Consider the following 14,452-nt stretch of genomic DNA (forward strand, 5'->3'; position numbering starts at 1 on the left):
AAGACACACTTATTTCATAACTTCAAAATTTAAAACTGTTATTGTGTTTTGTTTTCGAATTCCTTTATTGTTATGTAGCTCCAAATATACCGTTTTCTGATTTCGATGTACATTTAATTGACTTCTTTCAAACAGATAAACTTGAATACTTTCAAAATTACTACTATTACTATCCATGACTTCAGTATAACTTGTTAAAATACTTAAGTAGTCTTCATATCGCTCTTCAAGTGCAAAGTCTAAATGATCTCTTTTTGTTTTTACGTCATCTAATCCAACAATCGAAAACTTTGTACCATTTTCAGTCTCAAATAAAGCACTTGTATTTTCTAAAATTGTAACTTTACAATCTAGTAATAATGCATTTAGATCCCTATAGTTACCACTATAGTCAAGATCATTCCACAAAAAATATACAGGAGCCATAGAAGATAAATAGTGAATCTTTTCTTCTTTATATTTTTTTGATTTCTTTTTTGAGTAACCGCTTAAGAGAATTAGTGTATTCTGATTGCAAATTTTTTCAATCTCTCTCAATTTAAAAGGAATATCACCTATATTTGGGATCCATATAAGTTGAATTGACTGTAATGAATCATCTAAATGTTTTATTTTAATTTTTTTATTAATAATTTCTACCTTACTTTTTCGATTTAACAATAGAATAATTGCTACTATTAATATGAAACCGATTAATGATAATAATTTTATTTTAATTTCCCCCTTGTTACTTAACCCATCAACAAAGTAAAACTCATCTTGTTTCTCTGATTGTACTTCACTCTAAAAAATCAACTATTTATTTCTCTTTGTTACAGTTCCAAGTGCTTTTATTCATTATACAAAAACTAGTAGAAATTGAAAAATTTTAAACAACAAAAAACTTATATCCACTCTCAATAAATGGGTATAAGTTTTTAAATTTGCGTGAAATGCAAAATTTGATTTAATTTTTTCCATAATACACTTTACAGTATCATTAAATTGGACCGTAATTACATGATGGTTTTGAAGCATTCGATCATAGTGAATTTGCCAATATTTCGAATTTCAATTTCTTTGTCTTTACTATATTCCTTGACATCATTTATCTACATCGATATTTAAAGGAATTTTTAATATTTGCCCAGGTTTCACTTCTATTCCTTTTAAATGATTTGCATCTTGAATTATTTCTTCGCCATCACGATTACCATAATATTTCATTGAAATAGTAAACAATGTTTCTCCTCTTTTTACTTCGTGATTAATTTCTTCCACCCCTACAGTTTTACTAGAATCTGTTTGAGGTTTCGCTTCATTTTTTAACTCTTTTTTGATTGGAGCTGTTTTCTGAGAACTATTCTGTTTTTTATGCTTTTTTAAATTATTAGTATCTGCTAGTTCAACTTTTTCAAATTTATTAGAAGGAATGATTAAACTTCCTTTTTCAGTAAAAATTTTATCGTATTTACTATGTACAAACTTAACTACTCCAAATGGTAGCATGATAAAGATTATAACTAAAGCAGTGATTAAAGGATATTTTATTTTCCACCAAGGTCTTCGTTGATCTTCTTTTATTTTCATTGTTTCACTTCTTGGTGGTAGATTTAACAAATCTACTTCTTTTTTTTGATTATTTATTTTCTTATTTTTTAATTTCTTATTTTTATTCTTTCGACTTAAGTCAGCTATACTATTATTCTGAAGCTCATTGTTCATTCTTTGTCTTCACTTTCCAAACTTAATTTCATATACATTCCTAAAACATAATCTAAGATAAAATGTGCGATAAATACGATAACAATATTATTTGTTTTCAAATATAAGTAACCTAAGAAAAAACTTTCAATTAATACGATTGTAAGTAAGATCGGTTTTTTCACATAACGAAAATGAACTAAAGCAAAAACAATTGATGCAATTATTAGTCCAAATTTAGCTTGAATAAATCCTCTAAAAAATAATTCTTCTGATAATGCGATTATAATACAAAGTATTGTCATTTCAGGAACTGAAAGTGACGTAAAGAATCTCTTATTAAATCCACCATCATCCAACAAACGCTCTGGAATCGTATAATTTAATAAAATATTAAAAAGGACGAGTGAAAATCCAGCACCAAATCCATATAAATATGTTTTATAACTTTTAAATAAATGTAAATCATCTATAAATTTTTCTGGACCAATAAAAAAAGTAATACACAAAATAGCGAACACTAAAATGATTAACTGCGTACCATATACACTTTTCTTTAAATAGTTAACAGGAATTTCTTGACGGTTTAATTCACTTTCCATATAGATTCCTCACAGCCCCAATTTATTTCTTAATTCTTGTTCCCATGAAAGTACGTTAGTTTTTTCATCTTTCACATAATCAGTTGAACAATAATCATCAAATGATATACCACAAATGCTACAGCAATTTATTGGTCTTTGTTCTAAAATTTCATCAAATAGTAATAAATATTTTTCACGATAACAAGTCGATGAAGATAGAAAATCAATCATCGCTTTGAGCTTTAAATATTTTACTTTTTTCCGCTCGGAAATCAATTCTTTAATCGATTCTAATAAGCCGTAATTTATTTTTTCTAAAGATAAGTGTTCATTTACGATTAGATTAAATTTAACCATTTCAGAATAAAGAGTGGTCCACTGTATTTCACTAAATTGAAAAACTGATTTCCAATTTGACACTAGCGTTTCAGTCAATTTGATCGAATTTTCTTCTAATCTTTTTAAATACGCTATAAAAGACTCAACTTGATTCACAGAAAGAATTTCGTCATCAATTAGCCTTATTGGTAACTCATGATCTTCCTCACATAAGATTAGTATAGCTATGCTTGGCTCACCATCACGGCCAGCACGCCCAATTTCTTGAAGATAATTCTCAATGTTTGACGGATACTGATAATGAATTACAAATCTTACATTTGGTTTGTTTATCCCCATACCAAAAGCACTTGTACAAACTATGATATCTATTTGGTTTTGTATAAATTGTTGTTGAATCAAAATTCTTTGCTCATGTTCCATTCCACCGTGATAATAAGCAACTTTGCAATTTAATTTTTCTCTTATGGTATGTGAAATTTTTTCGCAAGTAGCTCTTGTACCACAATAGACGATTCCCGGACCCTTTAATTTTGAAAGATGGTCAGTTAAAGACTTGAGCTTTTCTATTTCCGAATCTACTTTTTCAACTTGAATTGCAATATTCTCTCTATTAACCGAATTAATATATTTTTGAACATGTTTTAAATGTAAAGTTTCAATTATTTCTTCCCGCACATTTTTGCTAGCTGTAGCGGTTAAAGCTAAAACTGTCGGATTATTTAATTTCTGCTTTATTTCCCCTAAAGTTTTATATTCTGGCCTAAAGTCATGCCCCCACTGTGATATACAATGTGCTTCATCAACAACAAATAAAGAAACTTTAGACGCTGAAAGCTTTTGAATTAAAAAGTGATTTTGTAACATTTCAGGCGAAACAAAAATAAACTTATAGCTGCTTATATTATTTAATAAATATTTTTTTTGCTCAAAACTTCTAAAGCTATTTAGTGCAATGACTCGTTTATCTCCAAAAGCTTTAATTTGTTCTACTTGATCCTCCATAAGGGACAGTAATGGAGAAACGATTACTACAACGCCAGGCAATAGTAGCCCTGTTAGTTGATATAATAATGACTTCCCTCCACCTGTAGGAAGCATTGCTAATACATCTTTTGAGTTTAACAGGTCATTAATAATTTCTTTTTGGTTACTACGAAAGGTTGAATAACCGAATTTTTCGTATAGGACTTTATTTAGGTTCATGTAAATCACCCATTCTTGCAAGAGTAATACGAATTTGAAAATATGTTACCTCATTTAATAAAGCTTCTTTAATAATTTTTAATTTCCTTGTATTTAGTTCAATAATTTTATTTTTTATTAATGTAAATTGTTTTGTCGTAATAAATTGATTAATTGGAAATAATTTATCACCTAATACACACTCAACAATATGATCCTCTATTGTACTAATCTTCAAATTTCGAATTGCCGCTATTTCTTGAATTGTTTTACCCTCAGTAAATAATCGCTTCGTTTCAATTGAAGTATTTGTAATATTAGTGCTATTATCTCCATTAACAAATTTACTTAAAAAAGGATATTTATTTTTATGTTCAACTAAAATAGTGATTATGTGATGCAGAGTATTAATCGATTTAAGATAAATTTTTTCAACACTCTCTTTGCGTTCAGATGCAATCTGTTCTAAAGTCATTCCGTAAGCATTTGCTCCAGACAATCGATTGACAAATAGTAATGCGTCTTCGTTACTTAAATTTTCTAAAATTGTATGTAATTCTTTGTAAAATTGATTAACTAATTCGTTTTTATTCCCATTAAAATTAAGAATCTCATTTTTTACCCAATCTTGTATATCTTGGTCTTGAATAACCGCCCTAAAATATTTTAAATTCATATTCAAATTGGAAGCTGTTTGAAAAAACAATGAAAATCTTTTCCAAAAAATCTTTTGAATACTAGAAAACCTTAGACCGTTTATATATGTAAAGTCCATAAACTGGAATTTTTGATTTGCTAGATAAGCTTGACCATTTTTATTTAACAAATAGATATTTTTATTTTCCGACTGACTTATGTACCCTTTAAACTCTAACCCATTTATGATTTCTTGCATATTCTGATGTGTAAGGAAATGAAAAAGTCCGAAAAATGATGTGACATGATAAAAATGAGAATCTTGAATGATTTGAGCACTTTGTTTACCCTTTAATAAATGCATCATACCTTGGATCGTTCGTTCGCCATTATATCGATGAAGTAAAAAAAGGATGATTTCTTCCAATATTGATAGTTTAGTCATCTTAAACCTCTCAAATAAAATTATTCCATTAATATATTTGAATATTTTTTCGAATAATAATTAGTAGTACAAAAATATTTGTGCATTTTTTCTAAATAGTTTTTATTTCTTCTAGCTTATCATATGTATCAATAACCAAACCATTTTAAACATATAAAAATCATGATTTATTTTATTTGGGATTTCATCATTTCTCGTTTTTTTCAAAACCTTGTACAATTATATTGAAAAGTTTTGGAAACCGTTTTAAAATGTTTACAGGTACATTACAAAAATAGTATCTGTAACAAAAACAGGGAATAATTTGGGAGGTCAATACAATGGCAAAATATACAATCGTTGATAAAGACACTTGTATCGCATGTGGCGCTTGTGGCGCAGCTGCACCTGATATCTATGACTATGATGATGAAGGGATCGCATACGTTACTCTAGATGATAACCAAGGAATCGTTGAAATTCCAGACGTTTTAGTTGATGACATGATGGATGCATTTGAAGGATGCCCAACAGATTCAATCAAAGTTGCTGACGAAGCATTCGATGGCGACGCTTTAAAATTCGAATAGTAAAAACTGCGACGATGTTATTTCGTCGCTTTTTTTATTTTTATGATTGCTCAACCTTCTCATTTTTACAGTCATTTAGAGAAAATAAAAAGTGTCTACTAAAATTTAGTAGACACTTCATTTATTTATACGTTATGAACATTCATTCTTTGAGTTAACCAAACCTTTAATTTAGGGTAAATTACTAAGAATAAAATCATGATTAACAGACCTTTGATTGCATTAAATGGCATAATTGATGTGACAATTACTTCATTTGGTAGGTTAAAATTCATAAAATGTGCATATGCAGGTAATAACACAAAATAATTTAAAAGGCTTAAAATTCCAGTCATCACTACAGTACCAACGATTAATCCAAGAGTTAAACCTTTTACTGAACGATACTTTCTAAAGAAATACGATGCAGGTAAAATGTATAATACTCCGGCACTAAAATTAGCAAATTCACCTATAGGCACACCAGTCATACTACCATTAATTACGTAATGAAGGATGTTTTTTATTAACTCTACACCAATACCAGCGACAGGACCAAAAACAATTGCTCCTATTAGTGCCGGAACCTCACTAAAGTCGATTTGAAGCCATACTGGAAATGCAGGAAGTGGAAAATCCAGCATCATCAGTAGATAAGAAATACTGCTAAGCATTGCTACTACTACCATTTTATTTACTTTGTTGCGTTGTTGCATAATACCTCTCTCCTTTTTCCCGATCATATCAAGAAAAATGAAAGGTTCGCTTAAGTAGCGTTATTATTTGCAAATACTATAATAAGTCCAAATTAAAAAATGAAAAATAGTATAAAATTATGCAAAAAATAAAATCCCCTATTTTTTGAAATAGGGGAGAATTTTCAGTACGCCAAATAAGCGTTCAAAAAGAAATATTTTTTGAACTTGCGAACCTCCATCTTCTCCCATCCAGACTATACTGTCGGCTCTAGAATCGCACTAGATCCTGCCCAAAAATCAGGCTCGCGGGCTTATAAGCAATGCTTAATTACCGCCGGTGGGGAATTTCGCCCCGCCCCGAAGATAGATCGTTTATTAAATTACAGTTTAATGTTACTAAATTAAATACAGTTTGTAAATAAAAAACTCCAACTAAACATTTAGAGCATTATCTAAGTTTTTTTGACAAAAACTTACTAATGAATCGTCTTTTTGATCATTTGCGTATAACAACAGCACAATTGTTGTATAGACGGCTCTAAACTGTGCTAGTTTCTTTGATGTTTCTGATACACTACCATAAATCTCATAAAACGCACTTCTCATATCGTATGGAATTAGACTATAAATAATTGATAAATCTAATTCACGATTTCCGATATGAGCATCACCCCAATCTATAATTCCTTCAAGTTGGTTTTGTTCATTAACAATCATATTCTTGAAATGTAAATCACCATGAACAAGAACTAAAGGTGTATCACTTCTAATTTCAACTAAGCTTTCAATATAATCATTAATTTTCTGTTCATTTTCAATTAATTTCTTCTGTAATGCCTGTTGTATATATTTTTTAGCCTGAGGTTTACGAAAGTTTATATCTAATCGCCTCAACTCATCATTAGGTAAATTAATATCTTTTAATTCGTCGAATTTTATTGAATGCAAATTTTTCAAGAAATTTGCGATTGGTTCGATCATTAAAATTCTTTCAGTTCTATTTAATTGAATTGGAGATTTTCCTGAAATAAAATTATATCCTAAAAATGGCCAAGGAAATAATTCAGATGGCTTACCATCAAGTATAGGTATTGTTGTCTTCAATTCAAAATAATGATATATAATTGGGAGTAATTTTCTTTCAACGTTTAAAATTGCTACAGCTATTTCTCTTCGCGGAAATCTTAATAAAATTTCATTATTTAAACAAAAAACAGTATTGTCAAAGCCTTCTCCAATTTTTTTTATTACGTTTATTATTATTTCAGGGAATTGTTTCTTTATTATTTCTTTTACTAATCCCTCTTCCATTACAATTGCTGGATCCCATATATTAGACATTTCTTTCTCCTTAAAATCAAAAAATAGAACTTCACATATAAATGTACTTTACCAAATTTATTAGTAAAATACATTTAAAAAGGAAGTTCTAAATCCTATCGTTTTCTAAACGCTAATTGTTAAACTATAAATTCAAATAAACTTATGGATTTGAAACTATTTTTAATTCATGAAAATCTTTATCTGATATTATATCCTTTAATTTTTCTCGATTCCCTCCGATAAATAAAAGGCCAATCGTTAAAACAAAAACAACAATCAACAAACATCTCCTAAGAAAATCAAACATTATTTGCCTCCTACTTTGAAATGTGGAAAGTCTTTAATCCGCCCAATAACTCGTAGACTAACAACTGGTAATTCATTAACAAATCTTTTCAAGTCCTTTAACACTTCTTTATGTATATTACTTAAGAAGTAATAGAGCAAATCGAAAATGTAAACGCCAAGATAGACTTTTACTAAAGATACACTCAACCATTCTATGATTGAAAAAAGTTATTTATACAAAAAAAATAGCGATTGATTAGAAAAATTTAACTATTCAACCGCTACTTTTTTATTTATTTTTTATCCGTTCGAAATACGATCGATCCTCTTTCGTATTCAACATCCTTAATATTTAGACGTGTGTTAATTAACCTAGCAAGTGCAAAGAAATAATCCGATAATCGATTTAAATACAAAAATACAGGAAGATGAATGTTTTCTTGCTTCATTAATGTTACGACAGTTCGTTCTGCACGTCTTGTTACTGCTCTAGCTTGATGAATGATTGCAGCAGGTTTTGACCCACCAGGTAAAATAAATCGCTGTAATGGAGGAGTTGCTTCCATATACTCATCGATTAATGTTTCAAGATCTTCAACCATTTTCTCAGTTGTTTTAAAAGGAATGCTATCCTTTACTACTGCCAAATCTCCACCACAGTCAAATAGTTCATGTTGTATTTTTTGAAGAGCATTGTAAATATCTTTTGTATCTTCATGATCTAAATATGTCATTGCGTACCCAACGATTGTATTTACTTCGTCAATTGTTCCGTAAGACTCTACCCTTAAATCATCTTTATCTACTCGTTTACCTACTAAGCTAGTCTGGCCTTTATCCCCAGTTTTTGTATAAATTTTCATGAAAAACATCTCCCTTTTTCAATTTTAATTTACAATACATTACTTTTATAAATAATGACCTTTTTATTTGTTTCGGGATTATCTAAAATTTGAAAAGATGTGTCATATAAACCTTTTAATAAATCTTCACTTAAAACTGAGTCTGTTTTTCCTTCGATATACATTTTTCCATCTTTTAATCCTAATAATCGATCACAGTAAAGACTTGCCAAATTTAAGTCATGAAAAACAGTTACAATTGTTTTATTCTCATCTTTTTGTAATTCCTTTAAAACGTCTAAAATTTTAATTGTATGCATTAAATCTAAATGGTTACTTGGTTCGTCTAAAAAGATATACGGTGTTTCCTGAGCGAAGCATTGAGCAAGAAATACTCTTTGACGCTCACCACCACTAATTTCATTTATGAAGCTTTTTTCCATCTTCTTAGTACCAGTCATCATCATTGCATTATTAACCGCAGTTTCATCGTTTTTGGACCAACTTGGAAAAAAGGAAGACGAATGAGCAAGACGTCCAAGTTTAACTGTTTCTTTTACCTCATAAGAATATGTAAAGGAATTTTGTTGTGATAAAACAGCAATCTTCTTTGCTATTTGTTTATTAGACATACTAGATACAAATTCTCCATCCAACATTACATTTCCTTTAGAAGGCTTAAAAAGTCCACAAAGAATATTTAAAAACGTTGACTTTCCACTCCCGTTTGGACCAATAATTCCTAGCCATTCTCCTTGATTAATAGAATATGACAGTTCATCCAAATCATTATGAATTCCATCATATGAATATGAGATATCTTGACATTTGATCATACATTTCCCCTATTTCTTTTCAAAGATAGTAATATAAAAGCAAATATTGGAGCACCAATTAAAGAAGTAATTACTCCGATTGGTAACTCTCTTGGGGCTAAAATAACTCTCGATAATATGTCAGACCCAATTAAAAATATTGCTCCATTTATCATCGATAAAGGAAGTAATTTTTTATGTAATGGTCCTACAAGTATTCTAGTAAAATGCGGAACAACTAATCCTACAAATCCAATTGTTCCAGAAACTGCTACTGCTGCACCAGATAAAATACTACCTGTTAACAAAATTAAATAAGTCGATTTTTTTACATCTATTCCGATATGTTTTGCATTTGTGCTACCAAATGTCATTGCATCTAATTGCCTATTTTGACTAAATAAAATTAAAAAAGAAATGATTAAAAACGGTAATAAACTAAGAGAGTACTGAATGCCTCTCCCACCAATATTACCCATTAACCATCCAATTACTGCACGTAATTCATTATTTGAAAATGTAATAAATAATGATAACAATGCAGAACAAAATGAACTAATTATGATTCCACCTAATATGATTGTCTCTACATTAAGAGATCGATCTAGTTTTCTAACAAATAGTAATAATAATATAAGTGTACCAAATCCAAATAATATACTAACAACAGGCAATGTAAAATAGGTTACAAAGGGTAAGCTTATTTGAAAAAATAAAACAACTACCGCTCCCACAGAGGCACCTGAAGAAACACCTAATGTAAAAGGATCAGCTAATGGATTTTTAAGTATCCCTTGAAATGCTACACCTGCTAATGAAAGACATGCACCTACTAAGGCAGCTAGCATTACTCTTGGCACGCGTATATTCATTACGATAGTTTGTATATCAGCTGGGACATAATCAGTTTTAAATAGAGCATCTGAAAAGCTAGACAGAATAGAAGAAAAGGGAATCGATGTAGACCCTATCGAAACCCCTAAAATAAATAAAAAAATTAATAAGATAATTGGAAATAAAAAGATAAAATATGTATTATTTAAAAAGCTCTGGGTAAACCGCCTTTGCAATTGCTTCGACTCCCTCTGCAAGTCTTGGACCTGGTCTAGATGTTGTATCTGCATTTATATCATATACACGTTTATTTTTAATTGCATTTACTGTTTGCCAGTTTTTTCTAGCCATTACAGTTTTTTCCAAATTTGGAACGAAATCTCCATAAGTTGTTAAAATCACATCAGGATTCGCTTTGATCGCTGATTCCTCACTGTACTGTACCCATCCCTTTTCGCTTTCAGCAATGTTTTTAGCATGAATAATCGAAATCATTTCATTTAGGAATGTACCTTTACCTGCTGTATATATTTCTGGAGGACCAGAAATTTCTAGCCAAACCTTTGGATTTGTAGATGCTTTTGCCGTTTTTTTGCTAATTTCATCTAATTTAGTTTTCATGTCGCTAATAACTTTTTTAGACTGCTCCGTTTTTCCAGTTATTTCACCAACTTGTAAAATTGTATCATATACATCATTAATAGTTGCAGCGTTTTTAACGACAAAAACATTAATTCCCGCTTGTTTTAACTGTTCTAAACCGTCAGCAGATATTCCTAAACTTGATTCATGTGCTAAAACTAAATCAGGTTTTAAAGAAATAATTTTTTCAACATTATATGTCATATCGGCATTATTTCCGCCGACCTTCTCGATTGTTTTTACTTCTTTTGGATAATTGTCAAAATCTGTTACGCCTATAACATCCTTTCCCTCTCCAATAGAAAACAAAATTTCAGTATTACTTGGAATTAGTGACACTATTTTTTTAGGTGCTTCTTTAAAACTAATTTCTTTGTTCGTTGCATCTTTAACTGTCATTGGAAAAGTTGCTTGTTCACTTTTACTTACATTCGATTTTTTTTGTGTCGTATCATTATTACAACCAAATAAACCTAAACACAATAACATAATGATAAAACTTGATAAAAACTTCTTCATTTAAATCCTCCTAATATAATCGGAAAGCATAAAAAAACCCCATTCTTTTTGAACGGAGCTGAAACAACATAAATATACAAGAAGTCTTGCAACTGCTGCTTCAAATTCTTACTCCCCGAAGAATTGAACAAGGATGAATTTAGCAGGTCTACTGACTTTGTTTCAACCTACTCCGACCTTCCCATTCTTAAAGAACAGTGGCTATTCGTTTCGTCCACATTACAGTTGCGGGGACAGTTCTGGATTAATACCAGATTCCCTTTTAAGCAATACTTGCACTAAACTCATCAATATTTCATTAATTCAATCGTAAGATAAATTGGGTAAGAATTCAATTATTTTATTTATGCGTTTATTATTTTACTAAATTTTTTATGTGTTTTGTAGAAATCTCTTCTCAATACATAATGGAAATATGTTTTATATGAAACAAGATTACTCTACATCTTTTTTGTTCATTCGTAAATTATGCGGTATTTTAACTTTAAATGTCGTTCCCTGTCCTACATCACTAAAGACTTGAATAGATCCACCATGTGCTGTTACAATATTTTTAACGATTGATAAACCTAGACCCGTTCCACTTCTACCTCTTGTTCGAGCTTTATCGGCTTTATAAAAACGTTCAAATACAAATGGTAAATCTTCATTTGAAATTCCTGCACCTGAGTCAATAAAATTAAATATAGTTGATCTTTCATTTTGATTTACTGAAACAATTATTCTTCCATTTTCATTCGTATGTCTTATTGCATTATCTATTAAATTTGTAAAAACTTGTTCCATTCGATCCTCATCTATGTAGATATTTAAATGTGGAACGTTGTCGATTTCACCAAATAGCTTAATATTTTTTTCCTTTGCTAAACCTTTAAACTTGCGTAAGATTCGATCGATAAATTGTACAAGAGGAACAAACTCTCTATTTAATTCAGTAAATCCGTTTTCCATTCTTGCTAAATCTAATAAATCATTGACTAATCGACCCATTCTAAGTGACTCATCATAAATGATTTGTGACAATTCTTGCATTTCTTCTTTGGATTCTGCTACACCATCAACAATCGCTTCGCTATAACCTTGTAATAAAGAAATAGGCGTACGTAGTTCATGAGAAACATGAGCTATAAAATCTTTTCTCATCTTTTCTAAACGTCTTTGCTCTGTAACATCTCGAATCACCGCTACAACGCCTCGTATATTTGTTTGATTATAAAGAGGCGACATTAATACTTGCCAATTACCTTGATCAAAATTCAATTCGATAAATTGCTTTTTCTCACTTTCGACTACTAATACAAATAAATCTGATAGTTCCTTAGTTAAAACAAGGGATGAGGATTCTTCTAACTGATCATCATTAAGCATTTTCAAAAAGCGTTCAGCTGGTGGATTTGATGTCACGATTTGCCCTTCTTTATCAATCGAAATTACACCATCTACCATACTTGTAATAATATTAGAAACTTTCTCCTTCTCTTGTTTTAATGCATTCATATTAAAATTTAATTGTTTACTCATCTTGTTAAATGAATACGCAAGCTCTCCAATTTCATCACTTGAATGGATTGGTACTTTCACATTAAAATTCCCTGAAGTCATACTACTTACAACTTCTTTCATCTTTCTAAGAGGTGCTGTAATTTTAGAAGAAAGAAAGAATGAGAAAAATGTTGTTAATACGATACCAATCGATGCTGCAAGCAAGACAAAATTAGTCGTTTGGTGAATCATTACTTTAACAGGTTGTAATGTTTGGTATATAAATACAGCTCCATTTTTTGAGTTTGTATTTATTGGAACACCGACTACTAACTTTTCTCTCTCACTATTTTCACCATAAACAAGTCTTTTACTGACCTCTTTATTCTCATTTAACGTTTGATTTAAGATTTCATCATTTTTTATTTCTTTAAAAGGTAGCTCCTGTATTCCATATGTATTATTTGAATACCACGGCTCTTGACCGTCAATAGAAATGATCACTCTCGAATATCTACTAACAATATTATTTGATAAATACTCAATATTTGAGAGTGGTTGACCATTTTCTATTAATTGTGCAATTTTCGTGGCATCATCTTTCATATTTTGTACTTGAAGGTCAATGTAAAATTTTTCAAAGAATCCTATTAAGACAAAGGTCAAGAATGATAACACAAGTGAAACTAGTAAGATAATTGTCAGCCAAAGCTTTCCAACTAAACTTCTTACAATCATTACTCCTGACCTACTTCAAATTTATAACCTACACCCCAAACGGTGACAATCATTTTAGCGGCATCCTCAGAGCTTTTACTTAATTTTTCTCGTAGTCGTTTTACATGAGTGTCTACGGTACGTAAATCTCCGAAAAAATCATATTGCCAAACTGATTTTAATAATGTTTCACGATCAAATACTTTGTCAGGTGCCTTAGCTAAAAACAACAGTAGTTCATATTCTTTTGGTGTTAAACTGATCTCTTCCCCTTCAACAATTACTTTATGAGCATCATTATCAATCGTTAGATGAGGAAACACTACGATATCCTTCGCTGAAGAATTGTCTGAAGTAAATACTGGTACTGGTGAAGAACGTCTTAATAGAGCTTTAACACGAAGAACTACTTCACGTGGACTAAATGGTTTAACGATATAATCATCTGTACCAACTTCAAAACCTTGAACTCGGTTTGTTTCTTCACCTTTTGCCGTTAACATGATAACAGGCGTTGTTTTTGTTTTTCGTATTTCCCTACAGACTTCAATTCCATCAATTTTAGGCATCATCAAATCTAGTACGATTAAGGAATAATCATTCTTCAATGCTAAATTTAAAGCATCTTCACCATTTTCAGCTTCATCAATACTATATCCATCACGTTCCAAATACATTTTTAATAATCGTCTAATACGATCTTCATCATCTGCTATTAGTATTTTTATATTTTGTTCCATAATTTCGACCCCCTCTTCATAATTTTACATAATAAAAAACGTATATTCTAGTATAATTTGTGAACATTTTTACATAATTCTTAGAATTTATTATTTCCATAAAATAGTGAAAAAAAACTTGGAAGCAAGAGC

At 30.1% G+C, this 14,452-nt stretch carries 15 protein-coding genes and 2 riboswitches; of the genes, 1 reads left to right on the forward strand and 14 read right to left on the reverse strand.

Annotation, left to right across the window (positions count from 1 at the left end; genetic code table 11):
- Positions 1-9 precede the first annotated feature (9 nt).
- The 5 genes from B6K90_RS01130 to B6K90_RS01150 form a co-directional block, all read right to left on the reverse strand.
- The gene (locus tag B6K90_RS01130; protein ID WP_088010703.1) at positions 10-660 is read right to left on the reverse strand and encodes a hypothetical protein; all 651 of its coding nucleotides are present in this window, start codon (positions 658-660) and stop codon (positions 10-12) included.
- A 423-nt stretch (positions 661-1,083) separates the two neighbouring features.
- Positions 1,084-1,704 carry a LysM peptidoglycan-binding domain-containing protein gene (locus B6K90_RS01135; protein ID WP_088010704.1) on the reverse strand — a complete coding sequence of 207 codons (621 nt, stop codon included), beginning with the start codon at positions 1,702-1,704 and terminating at the stop codon, positions 1,084-1,086.
- Entirely contained in the window at positions 1,701-2,285 is a 585-nt protein-coding gene (locus tag B6K90_RS01140) for a CPBP family intramembrane glutamic endopeptidase (RefSeq protein ID WP_088010705.1), read from the reverse strand. Before B6K90_RS01140 ends, B6K90_RS01135 begins: the two co-directional genes overlap by 4 nt.
- Positions 2,286-2,294: 9 nt before the next feature.
- The gene (locus B6K90_RS01145) at positions 2,295-3,812 is read right to left on the reverse strand and encodes a RecQ family ATP-dependent DNA helicase (protein ID WP_088010706.1); all 1,518 of its coding nucleotides are present in this window, start codon (positions 3,810-3,812) and stop codon (positions 2,295-2,297) included.
- Positions 3,799-4,872, reverse strand: coding sequence for a helix-turn-helix domain-containing protein (locus B6K90_RS01150; protein ID WP_088010707.1), 1,074 nt, complete (start codon positions 4,870-4,872; stop codon positions 3,799-3,801). Before B6K90_RS01150 ends, B6K90_RS01145 begins: the two co-directional genes overlap by 14 nt.
- 320 nt (positions 4,873-5,192) lie before the next feature.
- Here B6K90_RS01150 and B6K90_RS01155 point away from each other — a divergent pair, with 320 nt between their 5' ends.
- Positions 5,193-5,441: a ferredoxin gene (locus tag B6K90_RS01155; protein WP_025672247.1), complete on the forward strand. Its 249-nt coding sequence runs from the start codon at positions 5,193-5,195 to the stop codon at positions 5,439-5,441.
- Positions 5,442-5,566: 125 nt separating this feature from the next.
- On the opposite strand, the gene B6K90_RS01160 is transcribed toward B6K90_RS01155, so the two are convergent.
- The 9 genes from B6K90_RS01160 to B6K90_RS01195 all read right to left on the reverse strand — a co-directional run bounded on the left by B6K90_RS01160 (position 5,567) and on the right by B6K90_RS01195 (position 14,320).
- A complete protein-coding gene (locus B6K90_RS01160) occupies positions 5,567-6,136 on the reverse strand; it encodes an ECF transporter S component (protein ID WP_088010708.1) in 570 nt (189 codons plus the stop codon).
- A gap of 215 nt (positions 6,137-6,351) precedes the next feature.
- Positions 6,352-6,487, reverse strand: a riboswitch (FMN riboswitch).
- A 63-nt stretch (positions 6,488-6,550) separates the two neighbouring features.
- A complete protein-coding gene (locus tag B6K90_RS01165; RefSeq protein WP_088010709.1) occupies positions 6,551-7,459 on the reverse strand; it encodes a phosphotransferase in 909 nt (302 codons plus the stop codon).
- Positions 7,460-7,601: 142 nt separating this feature from the next.
- Positions 7,602-7,748, reverse strand: coding sequence for a hypothetical protein (locus tag B6K90_RS23530; RefSeq protein ID WP_167555239.1), 147 nt, complete (start codon positions 7,746-7,748; stop codon positions 7,602-7,604).
- Positions 7,749-8,022: 274 nt separating this feature from the next.
- The gene (locus tag B6K90_RS01170; protein WP_088010710.1) at positions 8,023-8,592 is read right to left on the reverse strand and encodes a cob(I)yrinic acid a,c-diamide adenosyltransferase; all 570 of its coding nucleotides are present in this window, start codon (positions 8,590-8,592) and stop codon (positions 8,023-8,025) included.
- 29 nt (positions 8,593-8,621) lie between these two features.
- Positions 8,622-9,407, reverse strand: a complete 786-nt coding sequence (locus B6K90_RS01175) for an ABC transporter ATP-binding protein (RefSeq protein WP_088010711.1) — start codon at positions 9,405-9,407, stop codon at positions 8,622-8,624.
- On the reverse strand, positions 9,404-10,456 hold the full coding sequence (locus B6K90_RS01180; RefSeq protein WP_167555240.1) for a FecCD family ABC transporter permease: 1,053 nt from the start codon (positions 10,454-10,456) through the stop codon (positions 9,404-9,406). The genes B6K90_RS01175 and B6K90_RS01180 overlap by 4 nt, the downstream gene beginning before the upstream one ends.
- Positions 10,422-11,381 (reverse strand): ABC transporter substrate-binding protein, encoded by a 960-nt coding sequence (locus B6K90_RS01185; protein ID WP_088010713.1) that lies wholly within the window; start codon positions 11,379-11,381, stop codon positions 10,422-10,424. Before B6K90_RS01185 ends, B6K90_RS01180 begins: the two co-directional genes overlap by 35 nt.
- 124 nt (positions 11,382-11,505) lie before the next feature.
- A riboswitch (cobalamin riboswitch) is annotated at positions 11,506-11,679 on the reverse strand.
- 137 nt (positions 11,680-11,816) lie between these two features.
- A complete protein-coding gene (locus tag B6K90_RS01190) occupies positions 11,817-13,601 on the reverse strand; it encodes an ATP-binding protein (RefSeq protein WP_088010714.1) in 1,785 nt (594 codons plus the stop codon).
- Complete coding sequence (locus B6K90_RS01195; protein WP_088010715.1) at positions 13,601-14,320, reverse strand: response regulator transcription factor; 720 nt, start codon at positions 14,318-14,320, stop codon at positions 13,601-13,603. The genes B6K90_RS01190 and B6K90_RS01195 overlap by 1 nt, the downstream gene beginning before the upstream one ends.
- Between the last annotated feature and the right edge of the window lie 132 nt (positions 14,321-14,452).

Source organism: Gottfriedia acidiceleris (genome assembly GCF_002128425.1).
GTDB lineage: Bacteria > Bacillota > Bacilli > Bacillales > Bacillaceae_G > Gottfriedia > Gottfriedia acidiceleris.